Source organism: Streptomyces sp. NPDC005374 (genome assembly GCF_042872225.1).
Taxonomy (GTDB): Bacteria; Actinomycetota; Actinomycetes; order Streptomycetales; family Streptomycetaceae; genus Streptomyces.
The window spans coordinates 218,446-233,206 of record NZ_JBIAKA010000017.1 but is presented as its reverse complement, the minus strand read 5'-3'; the positions used below and the strand labels follow the sequence as shown (position 1 = coordinate 233,206).

Genomic DNA, 14,761 nt, shown 5'->3' with positions numbered 1-14,761 from the left:
GAGCCGGCGGGTCAGCCCGCCAGGCCGACCACCAGCCAGATGAAGCCCACGCCCGCGACCGTGCACAGCAGGGTCGAGCGGGCGGGGTGTTCGTGGTGGGCCTCGGGGAGGATCTCGGCCGCCGCGAGATACAGGAGCGCGCCGCCGAAGAGGCCGAGATAGCCGCCGAGCAGGCCCTCCGGGATGGTCACGAACGCCGTCGAGGCCGCGCCCACGAGCGGGGCCACCGCGTCCGCGGCCAGCATGGCCAGCGCTTTGCGGCGGGCGTTCCCGTACAGGCTCGTGAGCGTGTACGTGTTGAAGCCGTCCGCGAAGTCGTGGGCGACCACGGCCAGCGCGACCGCCGTGCCCATGCCGCCGCCCACCTGGAAGGCCGCGCCGATCGCCACGCCGTCCATGACGCTGTGGCCGACCATCGCACCGGCGGCCGTCAGGCCCACCTCGGGCACCCGGCCGCCGTGCTCCGCACGTTCCTCGCCGCCGTGCGCGGCCTGGCGGGCGGCCAGCAGACGTTCCACCAGATGGGCCAGCAGGAAACCGGCCACGAAGAGCAGCAGGGCCGCCGGGACGCCGAAGATCTCCTCGCCTGCCGCGTGCAGCGCCTCCGGCAGCAGGTCCAGGCCGACCACGCCGAGCATCAGGCCGCCGGCCAGGCCCAGGACCAGATGACGGCGGTCGGTCACCCGCTGTGCCGTCCAGCCGCCGGCCAGCGTCATCAGGAACGCGCCGAGCGCGACGAAGACCGCCATAGGGCCTTGGTATCCGATCGACCCCCGTTCGCGCACATCCGGCCATCGCACCGGCGACACCCTTGACCCCTTTTGCAACGAGAGGACCGATTCCCATGGCCGATGCCCCCACCGGCAAGGTGACCTTCGTCGGTGCCGGCCCCGGCGCCGCCGATCTGCTGACGTTCCGGGCCGCGCGCGCCATCGCCGAGGCCGACGTCGTGATCTGGGCCGCGAGCCTGGTCCAGGCGGAGGTCCTCGACCACGCGCGCGCGGACGCGGAGATCCTCGACTCGGCGACCATGTCGCTGGAGGACGTGGTCGCGGTGTACGAGCGGGCCTGCGAGGAGGGTCTCAAGGTCGCCCGTATCCACTCCGGCGACCCCGCCCTATGGGGCGGCACGCAGGAGCAGCTCGACCGGTGTGCCCGGATCGGCATCGAGACGGAGGTCGTGCCCGGGGTCTCCGCCTTCTCGGCCGTCGCCGCGCTCGCCCAGCGCGAGCTGACGATCCCCGAGGTCGCGCAGTCCGTCGTCCTGACCCGGCTCGGTGGCGGCAAGACGCCGATGCCGCCCGGGGAGGAGGTGCGGGAGTTCGCCAAGCACGGCACCACCATGGCGATCTTCCTGTCCGCGGCACGCAGCGGGCAGCTGGTGCGGGAGCTGCTGGAGGGCGGCTATCCGACGTCCACCCCGGTCGTCGTCGCCTACCAGGCGACCTGGCCGGAGGAGCTCGTCGTGCGGTGCACGATCGAGACGCTGGAGGAGACCGTCAAGGAGCACAAGCTGTGGAAGCACACGCTGTTCCTGGTCGGCCCGGCGCTGGACGCCGAGGGCACCCGGTCGCACCTGTACCATCCCGGCCACTTCCACGGGTACCGCAAGGCCGACCCGGAGGCCCGGCGGGAGCTGCGGGCGCGCTCCGCTCGGGGGGCCGGTACATGATCACGGTCGTGGGTACGGGGACGGGGGCGCCGCCTCCGGAGTCCCTGGCCGGGGCCGAGCTGGTCGTGGGCGGGCGACGGCACCTGGACGCCGCGGCGGTCCCCGCGGATGCCGAGCGGGTCGTCCTCGGGCCGCTGGCACCGGCGCTGGACATCATCGAACGGCATCACGACAAGGGGAGTCGGATCGTCGTGCTGGCCTCCGGCGACCCCGGGTTCTTCGGGATCGTGCGGGTGCTGGCGGAGCGGTTCGGGTCCGATGCGCTGGATGTGCGGCCGGGGGTCTCTTCCGTCGCGGCCGCGTTTGCTCGCGTGGGGTTGCCGTGGGACGACGCGGTGGTGGTCAGCGCGCATGGGCGGGATCTGCGTACGGCGGTGAATGTGTGCCGGGCTCGTCCGAAGGTGGCGGTGCTCACGGGGCCGGGGGCCGGTCCTGCGGAGTTGGGAGCTGCGCTCGCGACAGGGGGTGCCGAGAAAGGTGGTCGGGCGACTGCGGCTGCGTCGGGGCTGGTCGCGCCCCGCGGCGGAGCCGCACATGGATACAGCCCCGCGCCCCTGGAGCGTGTTCTCGTGGTCGCTTCCGACCTGGGATCCGGCGACGAGCGTGTCGAGCGGCTCAGCCCCGCCGACGCCGCCGCCCGGGACTGGGGAACTGGTGTGAGTGTCGTGCTGTGTCTCGACGAGTCGCGGGTTCTCGGGGGTGTGCGTACCGTTGCCGGGCCTCCCCGGGCCCCCGCCCGATGGGCCCTGGAGGAAGGCGAGTTCGCGCACCGCGACTCGATGATCACCAAGTTCGAGGTGCGGGCACTGGCGCTGGCACGGCTGGGGCCGCGGCTCGGGGATCTCGTGTGGGACGTCGGGTCCGGGTCCGGGTCCGTGGCCGTGGAGTGTGCGCGGTTCGGTGCCGCCGTAGTCGCCGTGGAGAAGGCACCCGACGGAGTCGAGCGGATCCGTGCCAACGCGGCCGCGCACGGGGTCGACGTGCAGGTCGTGGAGGGGGCGGCGCCGGATGTGCTGACTCGACTCGACGATCCCGACGCCGTGTTCGTCGGTGGTGGTGGACACGAACTGCCCGGCATCGTCGCCGCCTGTGCGCGGCGGGCCCGGCGTGGTGTCGTCGTCGCCCTGGCCGCGCTCGACCGGGTGCCGGCCGTACGCGCGGCCCTCACCGGCGCCGGGCTGGACTGCGACGGCGTACTGCTCCAGTCGTCCCGGCTGGCGCCGCTGCCCGGGGACGTGACCCGGCTCGCGGCGACCAATCCGGTTTTCCTGCTGTGGGGCGTCAGAAACCCCGTGTATCGAGAGGGAGTTGCTCAGTGATCGGCCTTATTTCCGCCACCGCGGCGGGGGCGGCGGCACGCAACCGGCTGGCCGCGGCCTGGCCGGACCGCACGCGCGTGTACGACGGGCCCGTGGGGGACGCCGTACGGCGGGCGTTCGCGGAGTGCGAGCAGCTCGTGTGTTTCCTGGCGACGGGAGCGGTGGTACGGCTGATCGCGCCGCTGCTCGACTCCAAGGCGTCCGACCCGGGTGTGGTGTGTGTCGACGAGGGCGGCCGGTTCGCCGTGTCTCTGGTCGGCGGGCACGGTGGCGGTGCCAACGAACTCGCCCGCGAAGTAGGGGAGTTGCTGGATGCCGAGCCGGTGGTGACGACGGCGACCGACGCGGTGGGGATGCCGGGTCTTGACACCCTCGGGCTGCCGGTGGACGGTGCGGTGGCGGCCGTGTCGCGGGCCCTCCTGGACGGCGAACCCGTCGCCCTGCACAACGAGTCGGGCTGGCCGCTGCCCCCGCTGCCGGTGGCGGCGGACGGGGTCTACGGCATCCGTGTGTCGGACCGTCTCGTCGAACTGTCCGCACAGGAGGTCGTGTTGCGTCCGCCCACCCTCGTCGTCGGCGTCGGCGCCTCCAGGGGCGCGCCGGCCGAGGAGGTGCTGGAGCTGATCGAGGGCTCGTTGCGCGAGGCCGGGCTGTCCGTCAAGTCGGTCGCCGGGCTCGCCACCGTGGACGCCAAGGCGGAGGAGCCCGGGATCGTGGCGGCCGCCGAGCGGCTCGGCGTTCCCCTGATCACCTACTCCGCCGAGGAGTTGGCCGTCGTCGAGGTGCCCAACCCGTCGGAGGCGCCCCTCGCGGCCGTGGGCACCCCCTCCGTCGCCGAGGCCGCCGCACTGATCGGCGGCGGCGAACTCCTCGTCCCCAAGCGGAAGTCGGCCGCACAGCCCGCCATGGCGACCTGTGCCGTCGTACGGCGTCCCGTGCGCGGCAGGCTCGCGGTGGTCGGGCTCGGTCCTGGCGCCCGGGACCTGTTGACGCCCCGCGCGAAGGCCGAGCTCGAGCGCGCTTCGGTGCTGGTCGGGCTCGACCAGTACGTCGACCAGATCCGCGATCTGCTGCGGCCCGGCACCCTGGTCCTGGAGTCGGGGCTCGGGGCCGAGGAGGAGCGAGCGCGCACGGCCGTCGAAGAGGCCCGCAAGGGGCAGGCGGTCGCGCTCATCGGCAGCGGGGACGCCGGTGTCTACGCCATGGCCTCCCCCGCGCTCGCCGAGGCCTCCGACGACATCGACGTGATCGGCGTCCCGGGTGTGACGGCCGCGCTCGCCGCCGCCGCGATCCTCGGTGCCCCGCTGGGCCACGACCACGTGTCCGTCAGCCTGTCCGACCTGCACACGCCGTGGGAGGTCATCGAGCGGCGGGTGCGCGCTGCGGCCGAGGCGGACATCGTGGTCACCTTCTACAACCCCCGTTCCCGGGGCCGGGACTGGCAGTTGCCGAAGGCGCTCGCGATCCTCGCCGAGCACCGGGAGGCGACCACGCCGGTCGGTGTCGTACGGAACGCGTCCCGGCCGGACGAGTCCAGCCGGCTGACGACACTGGCCGCCCTCGATCCGGCGACGGTCGACATGATGACGGTGGTGACGGTGGGCAACACGGCGACCCGGGACATCGCGGGCCGCATGGTGACGCCGCGCGGCTACCGCTGGCAGGAGAGCGCGCGGCAGGAGGGCGCCCGGTGAACCGAGTGATCCATCCGATCGAGGTGGAGTCCTACCGGCGGCTGCGCGCCCGCCTGGACACCTCGCACTTCCCGCCGCTGACCCGGGCGGTGGTGGAGCGGGTCGTGCACTCCGCCGCCGATCTCGAGTACGCCACCGATCTCGTCCTGGACGAGGGCGAGTTGGAGAAGGCGCACGCCGCCCTGCACTCGGGTGCGCCCGTCGTCGTGGACGTCGAGATGGTCGCGGCCGGCATCACCCGGCGGGAGACCGTCTGCCGGCTGAGGGACGCCGAGTCCGGGCCGGGGCTGACCCGTTCGGCCCACGCGATCCGGCTCGCCCACGAGCAGGTCGGCCCGGGGGCGATCTGGGTGATCGGCAACGCCCCCACCGCGCTGGAGGAGTTGCTGACCCTGGACGCGGCACCGGCCCTCGTCATCGGGCTGCCGGTCGGCTTCGTCGGCGCGGTCGAGTCCAAGGCCGCGTTGCGCGAGAGCGGACTGCCCGCCGTGAGCAACGTGTCCGAGAAGGGCGGTTCGGCGGTCGCCTCCGCCGCGCTCAACGCCCTGCTGTACCACCCTCTTGAGGACCATCCTCTTGAGAAGCCCCTTGTCCGGAACACCGAGGAGACATCGTGACCACCCCCCAGCCCGCCCTGCTCATCGCCGGTCATGGCACCCGGGACGATGCCGGGGCCGAGGCGTTCCGTGACTTCGTCCGGGAGTTGGGGGCCCGCCACCCCGAACTGCCCGTCGCGGGCGGCTTCATCGAACTGTCGCCGCCGCCGCTGGGTGACGCGGTGGCGGAGCTGGTGGAGCGGGGCGTGCGCCGGTTCGCCGCCGTACCTCTCATGCTGGTGTCCGCAGGGCACGCCAAGGGCGACATCCCGGCGGCGCTGGCCCGCGAGAAGGAGCGGCACGTCGGCATCTCGTACACCTACGGCCGTCCGCTGGGCCCGCACCCGGCGCTGCTGAGCGTGCTGGAGCGGCGGCTCGAGGAGGCGCTGGGCGCCGGCGGGAACCGTGCGCCCCTGGACCGGGCCGACGTGACCGTGCTGCTCGTAGGCCGGGGTTCCACGGACCCCGACGCCAACGCCGAGGTGTACAAGGCGGCCCGGCTGCTGTGGGAGGGGCGCGGATACGCGGGCGTGGAGACGGCGTTCGTGTCGCTGGCGGCGCCGGACGTGCCGAGCGGCCTCGACCGGTGCGTGGCGCTGGGGGCCCGGCGGATCGTCGTACTCCCCTACTTCCTGTTCACCGGGATCCTGCCGGACCGGGTGAAGCAGCAGACCGAGGGCTGGGCGGCGGCGCATCCGGAGGTCGAGGTGTGCTCCGCGGAGGTCATCGGTCCGGAGCCGGAGCTGCTCGACCTGGTGATGGAGCGGTACCGGGAGGCCGTCGAGGGCGATCTGCGGATGAACTGCGACTCGTGCGTGTACCGCATCGCGCTGCCCGGCTTCGAGGACAAGGTGGGTCTGCCGCAGCAGCCGCACTTCCATCCGGACGACGACGGCCACCATCACCACGGACACCACCACGGCGCCCCCTCCCATGCGCACTGACCGGACCGGGAGCGGGCACGACCTGCGGCATCACGGCGACGCCGAGGTCCGGGACGACGGTGCGCGGCTGACCGACCTCGCGGTGAACGTGCGCGCGGACACTCCCCCGGTGTGGCTGCGGGAGCAAATCGCCGCGTCGCTCACGGGGCTCGCGGCCTACCCCGACGGGCGCCGGGCGCGGGCGGCGGTGGCGGCCCGGCACGAGGTACCCGTGGAACAGGTACTGCTCACCGCGGGCGCCGCCGAGGCCTTCGTGCTGCTGGCACGTGCGCTGACGGCCCGTCACCCGGTGGTCGTGCACCCGCAGTTCACCGAGCCGGAGGCGGCGCTGCGGGACGCCGGGCACACGGTCGACCGGGTGCTGCTGCGGGCCGAGGACGGCTTCCGGCTCGACCCGGCGGCCGTCCCCGAGGATGCCGACCTGGTGATCGTCGGGAACCCGACCAACCCCACGTCGATCCTGCACCCCGCCGCCTCGATCACCGAACTGGCCCGCCCGGGGCGGACGTTGGTGGTGGACGAGGCGTTCCTGGACGCCGTGCCGGGTGAGCGGGAGGCCCTGGCCGGGCGGACGGACGTGCCCGGGCTCGTCGTCCTGCGCAGTCTGACGAAGACGTGGGGTCTGGCGGGACTCCGGATCGGTTACGTCCTCGCCGCCCCGGAGACGATCGCCGAGCTCGAACGGGCCCAGCCGCTGTGGCCGGTGTCCACTCCGGCCCTCGCCGCGGCCCGGGCCTGCATGGAACCGCGGGCGCTCGCGGAGGCGGCCCACGCGGCCCACCGCATCGCCACCGACCGGGCCCATCTCGTCGCCGGGCTGCGGGAGTTCGCCCCGGACGGGCTCCGGGTGGTCGAACCGGCCGAGGGTCCCTTCGTCCTCGTACGACTGCCGAACGCCACCGCCGTACGACGTCAGCTGCGCGATCTCGGCTGGGCGGTGCGGCGCGGAGACACGTTCCCGGGGCTGGGTGAGGACTGGCTGCGGCTCGCGGTGCGGGACCGGGCGACGGTGAACCGGTTTCTGCAGGCGCTCGATCAGGCGGTGACCTTTGTGAGGAGTTGATGACTCGGCCTTTCCACAAGCGAAGTCGACCTTGGTGGTTGCTTGGGGCGACCTTGGTTGTCCGGGTCGGACACCGAGGGCGAGTCTGGATACGTCACGTGATCATGTGCGGGGGCGGGTCACGCGTGGCTTCCGGAGACCTGGAGACCTGGTACTCGCCGTCGCTGTGTGGACATGCCCTGTTTCTCCAGCGCAAAGGGTGGCCGTGCTCAGATCCAGCCTGTTCCTCAGATCCACGCTGCTCCTGTTCGCCCTGACGGGCGCCTCTCTGTTCGCCCTCCCCCAGACCGCCTCGGCGGTCGGCTGCCAAGGGGGCGACTGCACGGGAAAGAGTCCGGTCACCGAAGGGTGCGACACGGACGCCATGCTGATCGAGGAGTACGACGAGGGAACGTCGATCAGCCTCAAGTACTTCCGGTCGCCGGCCTGTGACGCCTCATGGGCCAAGGTGACACTCGACTTCGAGGAGACCGGCCTCCAGCCCCGGTCCGTGAGCCTGTTCTACGTACCGCAGCTCGGCGGCAGTGAGACGCTCCTGTCCGGTGGCTGGGTGGAAACCGGCGGCACGAACCCCGTCTTCGCCGCGCCCACTCCCATGATCGGCGGCGACGCCCTGGCCAAGGGCTGCTTCAGCGACCTGGACCTGGCCCAGGACCCGGCCCCGGAGACCTGGACGCAGTCCGGGACGAACGGAGCGTGCACCCAATGGCACTGACCCCCTTCAGCCGCACCCGGCGTGTGTCGCGGCGGACGGCCCGTGTCGCGCTGCTGGCCTGCGCGGCGCTCACCGCGTCCGTACTCGCCTCGACGACCACGGCACAGCCTGCCGCCGCCACCCCCAAGGCCGAGTCCCACACCGGCGGACGCCTGTTCAGCGCTCCTGACACCGCGCTGGGCAAGGGCTGGAAGACCTCCTCGGACCGTGCGGTGACCGGATCGGGTGACTCGGCGGGCTTCCACATCCTGGTGGCCGACGAGTCGGAGAAGTTCTCCTATCGGGAGGTCGCCGACCTCACCCAGGACGGCCTGGACGGCATCGGCCCGTGGACCGGGTACGTCTGCCAGACGGGCTCGGGCCGGTACGCGGCCGCCGTGTACGCTCCCTCGGCCGCCGTCAACACGCCGTCGCTGATGCAGCACGGCGGTTTCGCCGCCGTCGTCGACCTGGACACGGGAAAGGTCAGGCGGATCGCCTCGGGCATGCAGCTCGCCTACTTCTCTCCCGGCTGCGGCACCGGTGACACCGTCACCTTCACCCGCACCACGGTCGGGGACTCGGCGAAGGGCACCACCACACTCCTCGACGTCGACGCCGCGACCGGGAGGACGCTCACGAAGACCACCGTCGCCGGCCAGTTCACCAACCCGCTGCCGACGGCCGACGGCCATGTCGGTGTGCTCGGCGGGCGGCTCGTCGAAGTGGCCGCCCAGGGCGTGCCCCGGACGCTCACCACGCTTCCGGGCCGCCTGTTCGCGCTCGCCCCGTCCACCGGCGGTGCCCTCGATGTCGCCGTCGTGGCGAACGGCCAGGACGTGCTCCAGCGCTGGACGGGCCGGAAGCTGACGAAGCTGGGCACCGCGCCCCTCGGCAGGCTCGGCCTCTTCGCCCGACAGGGCGGCGACCTGGTCGCGGGCGATGTCACCGGCATCGGCACCGCTCCGGGCCTGGTGCGCGAGAGCGCCCAGGACAAGCCCGCGGCCGCCTCCCGCGAGGGCCACCTGCTCACCTACTCGGCGGGCTCCCGCGAGCTGAAGGGCATGACCTCGCGGATCGGTGCCGATGACGGCGAGGGAACCGGGATCATCGACGTGTCGGCCCTCGCCACCGAGTCGGGGACCGCCGCGACGACCGAGGTCACCACGGCGGCCGCCGCGGCCGACGTGGCGGACGACGTGGAACCCGACGTGGACGGCCAGTCGGAGAAGGTCGCACTCGCCTCGGCGGGTGTGTTCCCCACCGACCCCAACCCGCAGACCCACTACTCCAACTGTCTCGTCAAGCGCGACGACGTCAACGCCCAGGCACTCCAGCCGAGCACGAACATGGTCGAGTGGGCCGTCGACCAGGCCGTCCACGGTGATCTGGACATCACCCGGCCGGCGAACTACCTGGGCACCGAGAGCGAGGCGTACAACCCCGAGTCGCTGTTCCCGCGCGTGGCGCTGACCGGCGGCGGCACGGTGCCCGCGCAGGTGATGCTCGGCATCCTCGCCCAGGAGTCCAACTTCAAGCAGGCGTCCTGGCACTCGGTCCCCGGCGACGGCGGCAACCCGCTGACCGGCGACTACTACGGCAACGCCGACAGCATCCACTACTACCCCAACAACGGGGCCGCGGACTGCGGTTACGGCATCGCCCAGGTCACCGCGGGCATGAACGAGGCCAAGCCGGACCCGTACGAGCCGACCCAGGCGTACGCCATCGCCACCGACTACGCGGCCAACATCGCCGCGGGCCTGCAGATCCTGAGCAAGACGTGGAACGAGCTCAAGGGCCTCGACATGAACGTCAACACCGGCGACTCGACGTACATCGAGAACTGGTTCATGGCGCTGTGGGGCTACAACAGCGGTGTCTACAGCGACACTTCGCAGAACGGCGGCCACATCGGACTCGGCTGGCTCAACAACCCGGCCAACCCCAACTACCGGGCCGACCGGCTGCCGTTCCTGCGTGCCTCCTACGACGACGCCTCGCACCCGGCGGACTGGCCGTACGAGGAGAAGGTCATGGGCTGGATCGAGACCCCGCAGATGACCTACAACGCGCAGGAGTCGTACACCCGTCCGCTGTTCCCGGTGGGCAGCAGCCTCCCGGCCGAACAGCTCTACCTGAGCACCGACTACCGCGCCTACTGCGGCAGTTCCAACAACTGCGACCCCGACGCGGCCACCGGCACCGACCCGTGCGCGGCCGAGAACGAGACCTGCTGGTTCGACCACTCGGTCGACTGGGGCGCGGGTGAGAACAGCGCCACGGGGTCCACGGAGAACCTGGCCTACTCCCTCGGCAGCGGTGAACCGGCGCTGAAGCGGCAGTACGACGCGGGCCCCTGCGGTGGCGCCCCGTCCGGACTGCTGATCGACGACGTGCCCAAGCCGAACGACAACACACAGGGCTGCACGGACTCCACGAAGATCGACGGGAAGTTCAACCTCCAGCTCGGCGACAACTTCACCTACCAACGCGCCGACGGCAGTTGGCGGGCCACCGGGGACATCGCGCCGATCGACCTGCACCAGTTGGGCGCCGGATACGACGGCCATGTCTGGTTCACGCACACCTACCCGGGCGGCAACGGCGGCGCGGCAAGCGATGCCGACCTGTGGCACAAGGTGAGCGCGACCTGGACACCGTCCCCGGAGCTGATGGCGCAGTCCGGAACCACCGGTGTGCTGTACAACATCTACGTCCATCTGCCCAACCACGGGGCCCAGGGCAAGGTGGCGTACAACGTGCACGTCGGCAACAGCGGTCAAGGGGTCGCCGAACTGCATTCGTGCCCGATCACCCAGCAGACGTGGAGCGCCGGCAAGGACACCTGGCTCTCGCTGGGCACCCTCAGGCTCTGGGAGGGCGCCTACATGCAGGCGGACAACACGTCGTTCGCGGGCGCGACCGGTGATCTGGACGTGGCCTACGACGCGGCGGTCTTCCAGCCGACCACGACCGCGGCCACCGGTCCCTGCTTCGACGGTTCCTGATCCCACCCGACACCGCGTCCACGGCCCGGAACCCACCGGGCCGTGGACGCCCTCCCCCCTCTCCCGCGGAGCCCCACCATGCACCTCCCGCCCCACCACCCCCGGTACGCCGTCGCCGTGCTGGTCGTCGCCGCGCTGGCCCTTGCCGGCTGCTCGGCCGGGCACGACACCGACGGCGCCGGTGCGTCCGCGACACCGGACCCGGCCCCCTCCACGAGCACCTCGCCGAGCACCTCCCCCGGCGTCCCGAGTCCGCAGGCCCGCCCCACGAGCCTCGCCGACTGGCCGACCGCCCCCGCATCCCCGCAGGACGTCCCCACCGGCACCAAGTCCCAGGTGATCGCGGCGGGTTACACCGGACAGGCCTTCCTCGAACGGCTCGCGGCCGACTGGCACCTCACGCTCGGGAAGCAGAAGAAGCTCACCTCCGGCGAGCCGGCGCTGTACGTCGGAGCCGAGGGGCATCCGACGAAAGGCAGCGAGCTGAGTGTGGGGGCGATCCGCGATCTCGCCGGCGACCTCAGATCGTTCGAGTGCGAGGCGACCGCCGACGCTCCCCGCTACGAGGAGTTCCTGCGGGCCTGCGTCGGCCTCGACTACCCCGGCTCCGACCCGAAGGCCGCGGCCACCTGGCTGACCGGTGTGAAACCCCAGGTGGACAAGGTGTTCAAGGAGGAGAAGGTGAAGGCCCCCATCACGAGCCCCCTCCTGCGCGCGGGCACCGCGGACACCTTTCTCTACAAGGGCAACTACTCCCCTTCGGGCACCTACACGGTGCGCCTCTTCGGTGCCGCCGGCTCCGGGAAGTGACCGCCCTCCCCGCCCCTACGCCCCCACCCGCTCCCGCACCCCGTCCGGAAACCGCACCTCCACACCCCCCTCGGCATCGACCCGCGCGCTCGCCCCGGTGTACGCCCCGGTGCCGAGCATCACGAGGGTGACCAGGAGCGGCCCTGTGCCTTCGAGCACGGGGGTGGCCGAGTAGCGGCCGTACGCGTTGGTGTCCTCGGCCGCCACGACCGTCCCGGCGCCCTCACCCCAGCCGTACAGCCCTACGACGGCACTGGTCAGCCCGTCGGTGCGGCGGGTCAGTGCCCAGCCGGGCCCGGACTCGGCGACGGGCGGTGCGGTGTCGTCGGCGAGGGCCCAACCTCCTTCTCTCACCTGTCCGTCGTGCGTCTCGTCGATGCGGTGCACGCGGATCTCCCAGGGCCCGTGGACCACACTCACCGTCTCGACGCGATGGCCGTGGGCCTCGTGCCAGGAGGCTGCGCTACGGCCCCCGCAGCGCAGCGGGTGGATGCGGCCGCGTGGGGAGGGCGTGCCGTCGGGGGCGATCAGGGCGAGGTGGTTGTCGGGACCCAGGGGGGTCTCGGGGGCCGTGGCGGTGGAGTACGCGAGCTTGGCGTAGTGCGGGCTGTCGGCGTCCGTCGCGGGCGGTGGCGGAAGGCGGTCGGAGCCGTGGTTGACGAGGCGGACGATCCCGTCGGAAACGGTCGAGTGGATCAGCCAGCCAGGGGCGGGGAGGGCGAGGACGGAATCGGCGGTGTCGACGGGTCCGGGTTCCTCGGGGGCCGTCCACACCGGGTGGCCCTCCGGCAGCAGCAGACCGAGGAAGGCCTTGCTGGCCCAGTACGGCGAGGCGGGGCCCGAGTAGCGCTGGAGGACTCCCGGGAACGGCCGGTACCAGCCGAGGGTGAGCAGACCGCGTTCGTCGGGGGCGCCCCGCTCGGCGAAGTGCTTCAGGGCGCCGGAGGCGAGGCGGCGGGTGCGGCCCGGCGGCAGCGGGGTGGCGTCGGCGAGGGCGCCGGCCCAGAGGGGGGCGGCGGCCGCGAAACGGTAGGTGAGGGAGCGGCCGTGGTGGACGGGGGCGCCGTCGGAGCCGAGGAAGAGCTGGTGGACGCCGAGGAACTCGCGCAGTCTGGCGCGGTGCCGGGCCACGGTGTGCGGGTCGGCGCGCGGGCCTGCGATCCGGGACCACAGCACCGGGTACAGGTGCAGCGCCCAGCCGTTGTAGTAGTCGAACTTCTTGCCGTCCCCGTCGGTGTACCAGCCGCCGCCCCGGTACCAGTCGTCCAGCCGGGCGAGGCCGGCGTCGATCTCCTCCCGGCTGTGCGGGGCGCCGACGGAGGCGAGGAACTCCTCCGTGATCACCTGGAAGAGCCGCCAGTTGGAGTCGTTGGCCGTCGCCCCGACGAAGTGGCCGAGCCACTCGACCACTCGGCCACGCACCCTGTCATCCAGTTGGTCCCACAGCCAGGGCCGGGACTCGTGCAGCGCGAGGGCGACGGAGGCCGCCTCGACCATCGGCTGGCTGCGGTCGGCGATGGGCGGCCAGTGCTCGGGGTGCTGCGGATCGGTGCCGGCGGCGAGCCCGACGGCGTACCGCTCGATGAGCTCCGGCCCCACCCGCCCCTTCGATCCGGCGATCCGGAAGGCCGCCAGCAGGAAGGACCGGGCGAACCCCTCGAGCCCGTCGGACCAGGCCCCGGAGTGGCTGGGCGGCCCGGGCAGCCGGTACTGGGCGAAGCCCGGGGTGGCGTAGGGCAGCAGCCCGTCGAGGAGCCGGTCGGCGAGGGCCTCCCAGTGGGCCCGGGTCCAGCCGGTGACCGGGGAGAGCGCGAGGTCGTCCGGGGGCAGGGCGGCGAGCGGCACGTACGGCGCGGTCATACGGGGGTGATTCCTCCGTCAGCAGGGGGTGGGGCGACGCTTCGGCGTACGACGATGTGGGTGCCCAGCAGATGGTGGCTGCCGGCGGCGTGCTCGGGGTCGCGCAGGGCGATGCGTACGGCGGCCCGGCCGAGTTCCTCGGCGGGTGTGCGGACCGTGGTCAGGGGCGGGTTGAAGTCCTCGGCCAGGGGGATGTCGTTGTAGCCGACGACGGAGATGTCGTCGGGAACACCGAGCCCTGCGTCGGCGATGGCGCGCAGCGCGCCCGCGGCGACCATGTCGTCCCCGGCGACGACGGCCGTGAACTCCCTTGTCTCCTTGAGGAGTTCGGCCATGGCCCGCAGACCGGCGGCCCGGCCGAGTCCGCAGTCGACGACCCGTGCGGCCGCCGCGGGCAACCCGTGTTCGGCGAGCGCGGCCCGGTACCCGGCCACCCGGGCGTCCAGCGCGGTGTTGCCGGGAAGCCCGCCGAGGAAGACGATCCTCCGGTGCCCGGCCGACAGCAGATGCCCGGTGATCGCCCGGGCGCCCGCCTCGTTGTCGAACTCGACGACCAGCGCCGGGATTTCGGGATCGGGAGCGGGACGGCCGCACAGGACGAGCCGCGCCCCCGAGGAGTCGAGGGCCTGCGCGTAGTGGGCCACGCGTGAGCGGTACGCCTCGTCCTCGACGACGCCCCCGACCAGGATCACCAGCCGTGCCCCCTCCTCCCGCATCAGCTGCACGAACTCCATCTCACGCTGCGGATCCCCGCCGGTCGCCCCGACGACACACAGCCATCCGCGGTCGGCGGCCTCGGCCTCCACGCCCTCGGCGACCTGGGCGTAGAAAGGGCTGGTGACCTGCCGGACGACGACGGCGGCCATCTTGCGGCCGCCGCCGACCAGCGCCCGGGCGTGCGCGTTGGCGACGTAGTCGAGGTCGCGGGCGGCGCGCAGGACACGGGCCCGGGTCGCGGCCGGCACCGGATGGTTGCCGCTGAGCGCCCGCGAGGCCGTCGCCATCGACACCCCCGCCCGCTCGGCGACCTCGCGGATCGTGACCCGTCCCTTGCCTGTCATCCCGTTCTCCATCCCCCGCGCTGCCCGTTCCACCGGC

The 14,761-nt window shown here is 72.7% G+C and carries 12 protein-coding genes; 9 read left to right on the top strand and 3 right to left on the bottom strand.

Annotation, left to right across the window (positions count from 1 at the left end; translation table 11 throughout):
* Nucleotides 1-11: 11 nt before the first annotated feature.
* Nucleotides 12-749 (bottom strand): ZIP family metal transporter, encoded by a 738-nt coding sequence (locus ACFYRX_RS36055; RefSeq protein WP_389109299.1) that lies wholly within the window; start codon nucleotides 747-749, stop codon nucleotides 12-14.
* Nucleotides 750-844: 95 nt separating this feature from the next.
* On the opposite strand from ACFYRX_RS36055, the gene cobM reads away from it, so the two are divergent.
* From cobM to ACFYRX_RS36010, 9 genes are all read left to right on the top strand, one after another.
* Complete coding sequence (gene cobM, locus ACFYRX_RS36050; RefSeq protein ID WP_389109297.1) at nucleotides 845-1,672, top strand: precorrin-4 C(11)-methyltransferase; 828 nt, start codon at nucleotides 845-847, stop codon at nucleotides 1,670-1,672.
* Nucleotides 1,669-2,991: a precorrin-6y C5,15-methyltransferase (decarboxylating) subunit CbiE gene (cbiE, locus tag ACFYRX_RS36045; protein WP_389109295.1), complete on the top strand. Its 1,323-nt coding sequence runs from the start codon at nucleotides 1,669-1,671 to the stop codon at nucleotides 2,989-2,991. Before cobM ends, cbiE begins: the two co-directional genes overlap by 4 nt.
* Nucleotides 2,988-4,685 (top strand): precorrin-3B C(17)-methyltransferase, encoded by a 1,698-nt coding sequence (cobJ, locus tag ACFYRX_RS36040; protein ID WP_389109293.1) that lies wholly within the window; start codon nucleotides 2,988-2,990, stop codon nucleotides 4,683-4,685. Before cbiE ends, cobJ begins: the two co-directional genes overlap by 4 nt.
* A complete protein-coding gene (locus ACFYRX_RS36035; protein ID WP_389109290.1) occupies nucleotides 4,682-5,302 on the top strand; it encodes a precorrin-8X methylmutase in 621 nt (206 codons plus the stop codon). Before cobJ ends, ACFYRX_RS36035 begins: the two co-directional genes overlap by 4 nt.
* Nucleotides 5,299-6,225 carry a sirohydrochlorin chelatase gene (locus ACFYRX_RS36030; RefSeq protein ID WP_389109288.1) on the top strand — a complete coding sequence of 309 codons (927 nt, stop codon included), beginning with the start codon at nucleotides 5,299-5,301 and terminating at the stop codon, nucleotides 6,223-6,225. Before ACFYRX_RS36035 ends, ACFYRX_RS36030 begins: the two co-directional genes overlap by 4 nt.
* Nucleotides 6,215-7,288 (top strand): Rv2231c family pyridoxal phosphate-dependent protein CobC, encoded by a 1,074-nt coding sequence (gene cobC / locus ACFYRX_RS36025; RefSeq protein WP_389109285.1) that lies wholly within the window; start codon nucleotides 6,215-6,217, stop codon nucleotides 7,286-7,288. Before ACFYRX_RS36030 ends, cobC begins: the two co-directional genes overlap by 11 nt.
* Before the next feature lie 205 nt (nucleotides 7,289-7,493).
* Nucleotides 7,494-8,003: a DUF2690 domain-containing protein gene (locus tag ACFYRX_RS36020; protein WP_389109283.1), complete on the top strand. Its 510-nt coding sequence runs from the start codon at nucleotides 7,494-7,496 to the stop codon at nucleotides 8,001-8,003.
* The gene (locus tag ACFYRX_RS36015; protein ID WP_389109280.1) at nucleotides 7,994-10,993 is read left to right on the top strand and encodes a hypothetical protein; all 3,000 of its coding nucleotides are present in this window, start codon (nucleotides 7,994-7,996) and stop codon (nucleotides 10,991-10,993) included. The genes ACFYRX_RS36020 and ACFYRX_RS36015 overlap by 10 nt, the downstream gene beginning before the upstream one ends.
* A gap of 78 nt (nucleotides 10,994-11,071) precedes the next feature.
* On the top strand, nucleotides 11,072-11,803 hold the full coding sequence (locus tag ACFYRX_RS36010; RefSeq protein WP_389109277.1) for a hypothetical protein: 732 nt from the start codon (nucleotides 11,072-11,074) through the stop codon (nucleotides 11,801-11,803).
* A gap of 15 nt (nucleotides 11,804-11,818) precedes the next feature.
* Here ACFYRX_RS36010 and ACFYRX_RS36005 read toward each other — a convergent pair whose 3' ends face one another.
* On the bottom strand, nucleotides 11,819-13,663 hold the full coding sequence (locus ACFYRX_RS36005; RefSeq protein ID WP_389109275.1) for a DUF2264 domain-containing protein: 1,845 nt from the start codon (nucleotides 13,661-13,663) through the stop codon (nucleotides 11,819-11,821).
* Nucleotides 13,660-14,724 carry a LacI family DNA-binding transcriptional regulator gene (locus ACFYRX_RS36000; protein ID WP_389109272.1) on the bottom strand — a complete coding sequence of 355 codons (1,065 nt, stop codon included), beginning with the start codon at nucleotides 14,722-14,724 and terminating at the stop codon, nucleotides 13,660-13,662. Before ACFYRX_RS36000 ends, ACFYRX_RS36005 begins: the two co-directional genes overlap by 4 nt.
* Between the last annotated feature and the right edge of the window lie 37 nt (nucleotides 14,725-14,761).

Excerpts from the sequence above, each read along its gene's own strand:
- ACFYRX_RS36000 (WP_389109272.1), bottom strand. The coding sequence starts at position 14,724 with ATGACAGGCAAGGGACGGGTCACGATCCGCGAGGTCGCCGAGCGGGCG.
- cobM (WP_389109297.1), top strand. The coding sequence starts at position 845 with ATGGCCGATGCCCCCACCGGCAAGGTGACCTTCGTCGGTGCCGGCCCC.
- cobC (WP_389109285.1), top strand. The coding sequence starts at position 6,215 with ATGCGCACTGACCGGACCGGGAGCGGGCACGACCTGCGGCATCACGGC.
- ACFYRX_RS36015 (WP_389109280.1), top strand. The coding sequence starts at position 7,994 with ATGGCACTGACCCCCTTCAGCCGCACCCGGCGTGTGTCGCGGCGGACG.
- ACFYRX_RS36055 (WP_389109299.1), bottom strand. The coding sequence starts at position 749 with ATGGCGGTCTTCGTCGCGCTCGGCGCGTTCCTGATGACGCTGGCCGGC.
- cbiE (WP_389109295.1), top strand. The coding sequence starts at position 1,669 with ATGATCACGGTCGTGGGTACGGGGACGGGGGCGCCGCCTCCGGAGTCC.
- ACFYRX_RS36005 (WP_389109275.1), bottom strand. The coding sequence starts at position 13,663 with ATGACCGCGCCGTACGTGCCGCTCGCCGCCCTGCCCCCGGACGACCTC.
- ACFYRX_RS36010 (WP_389109277.1), top strand. The coding sequence starts at position 11,072 with ATGCACCTCCCGCCCCACCACCCCCGGTACGCCGTCGCCGTGCTGGTC.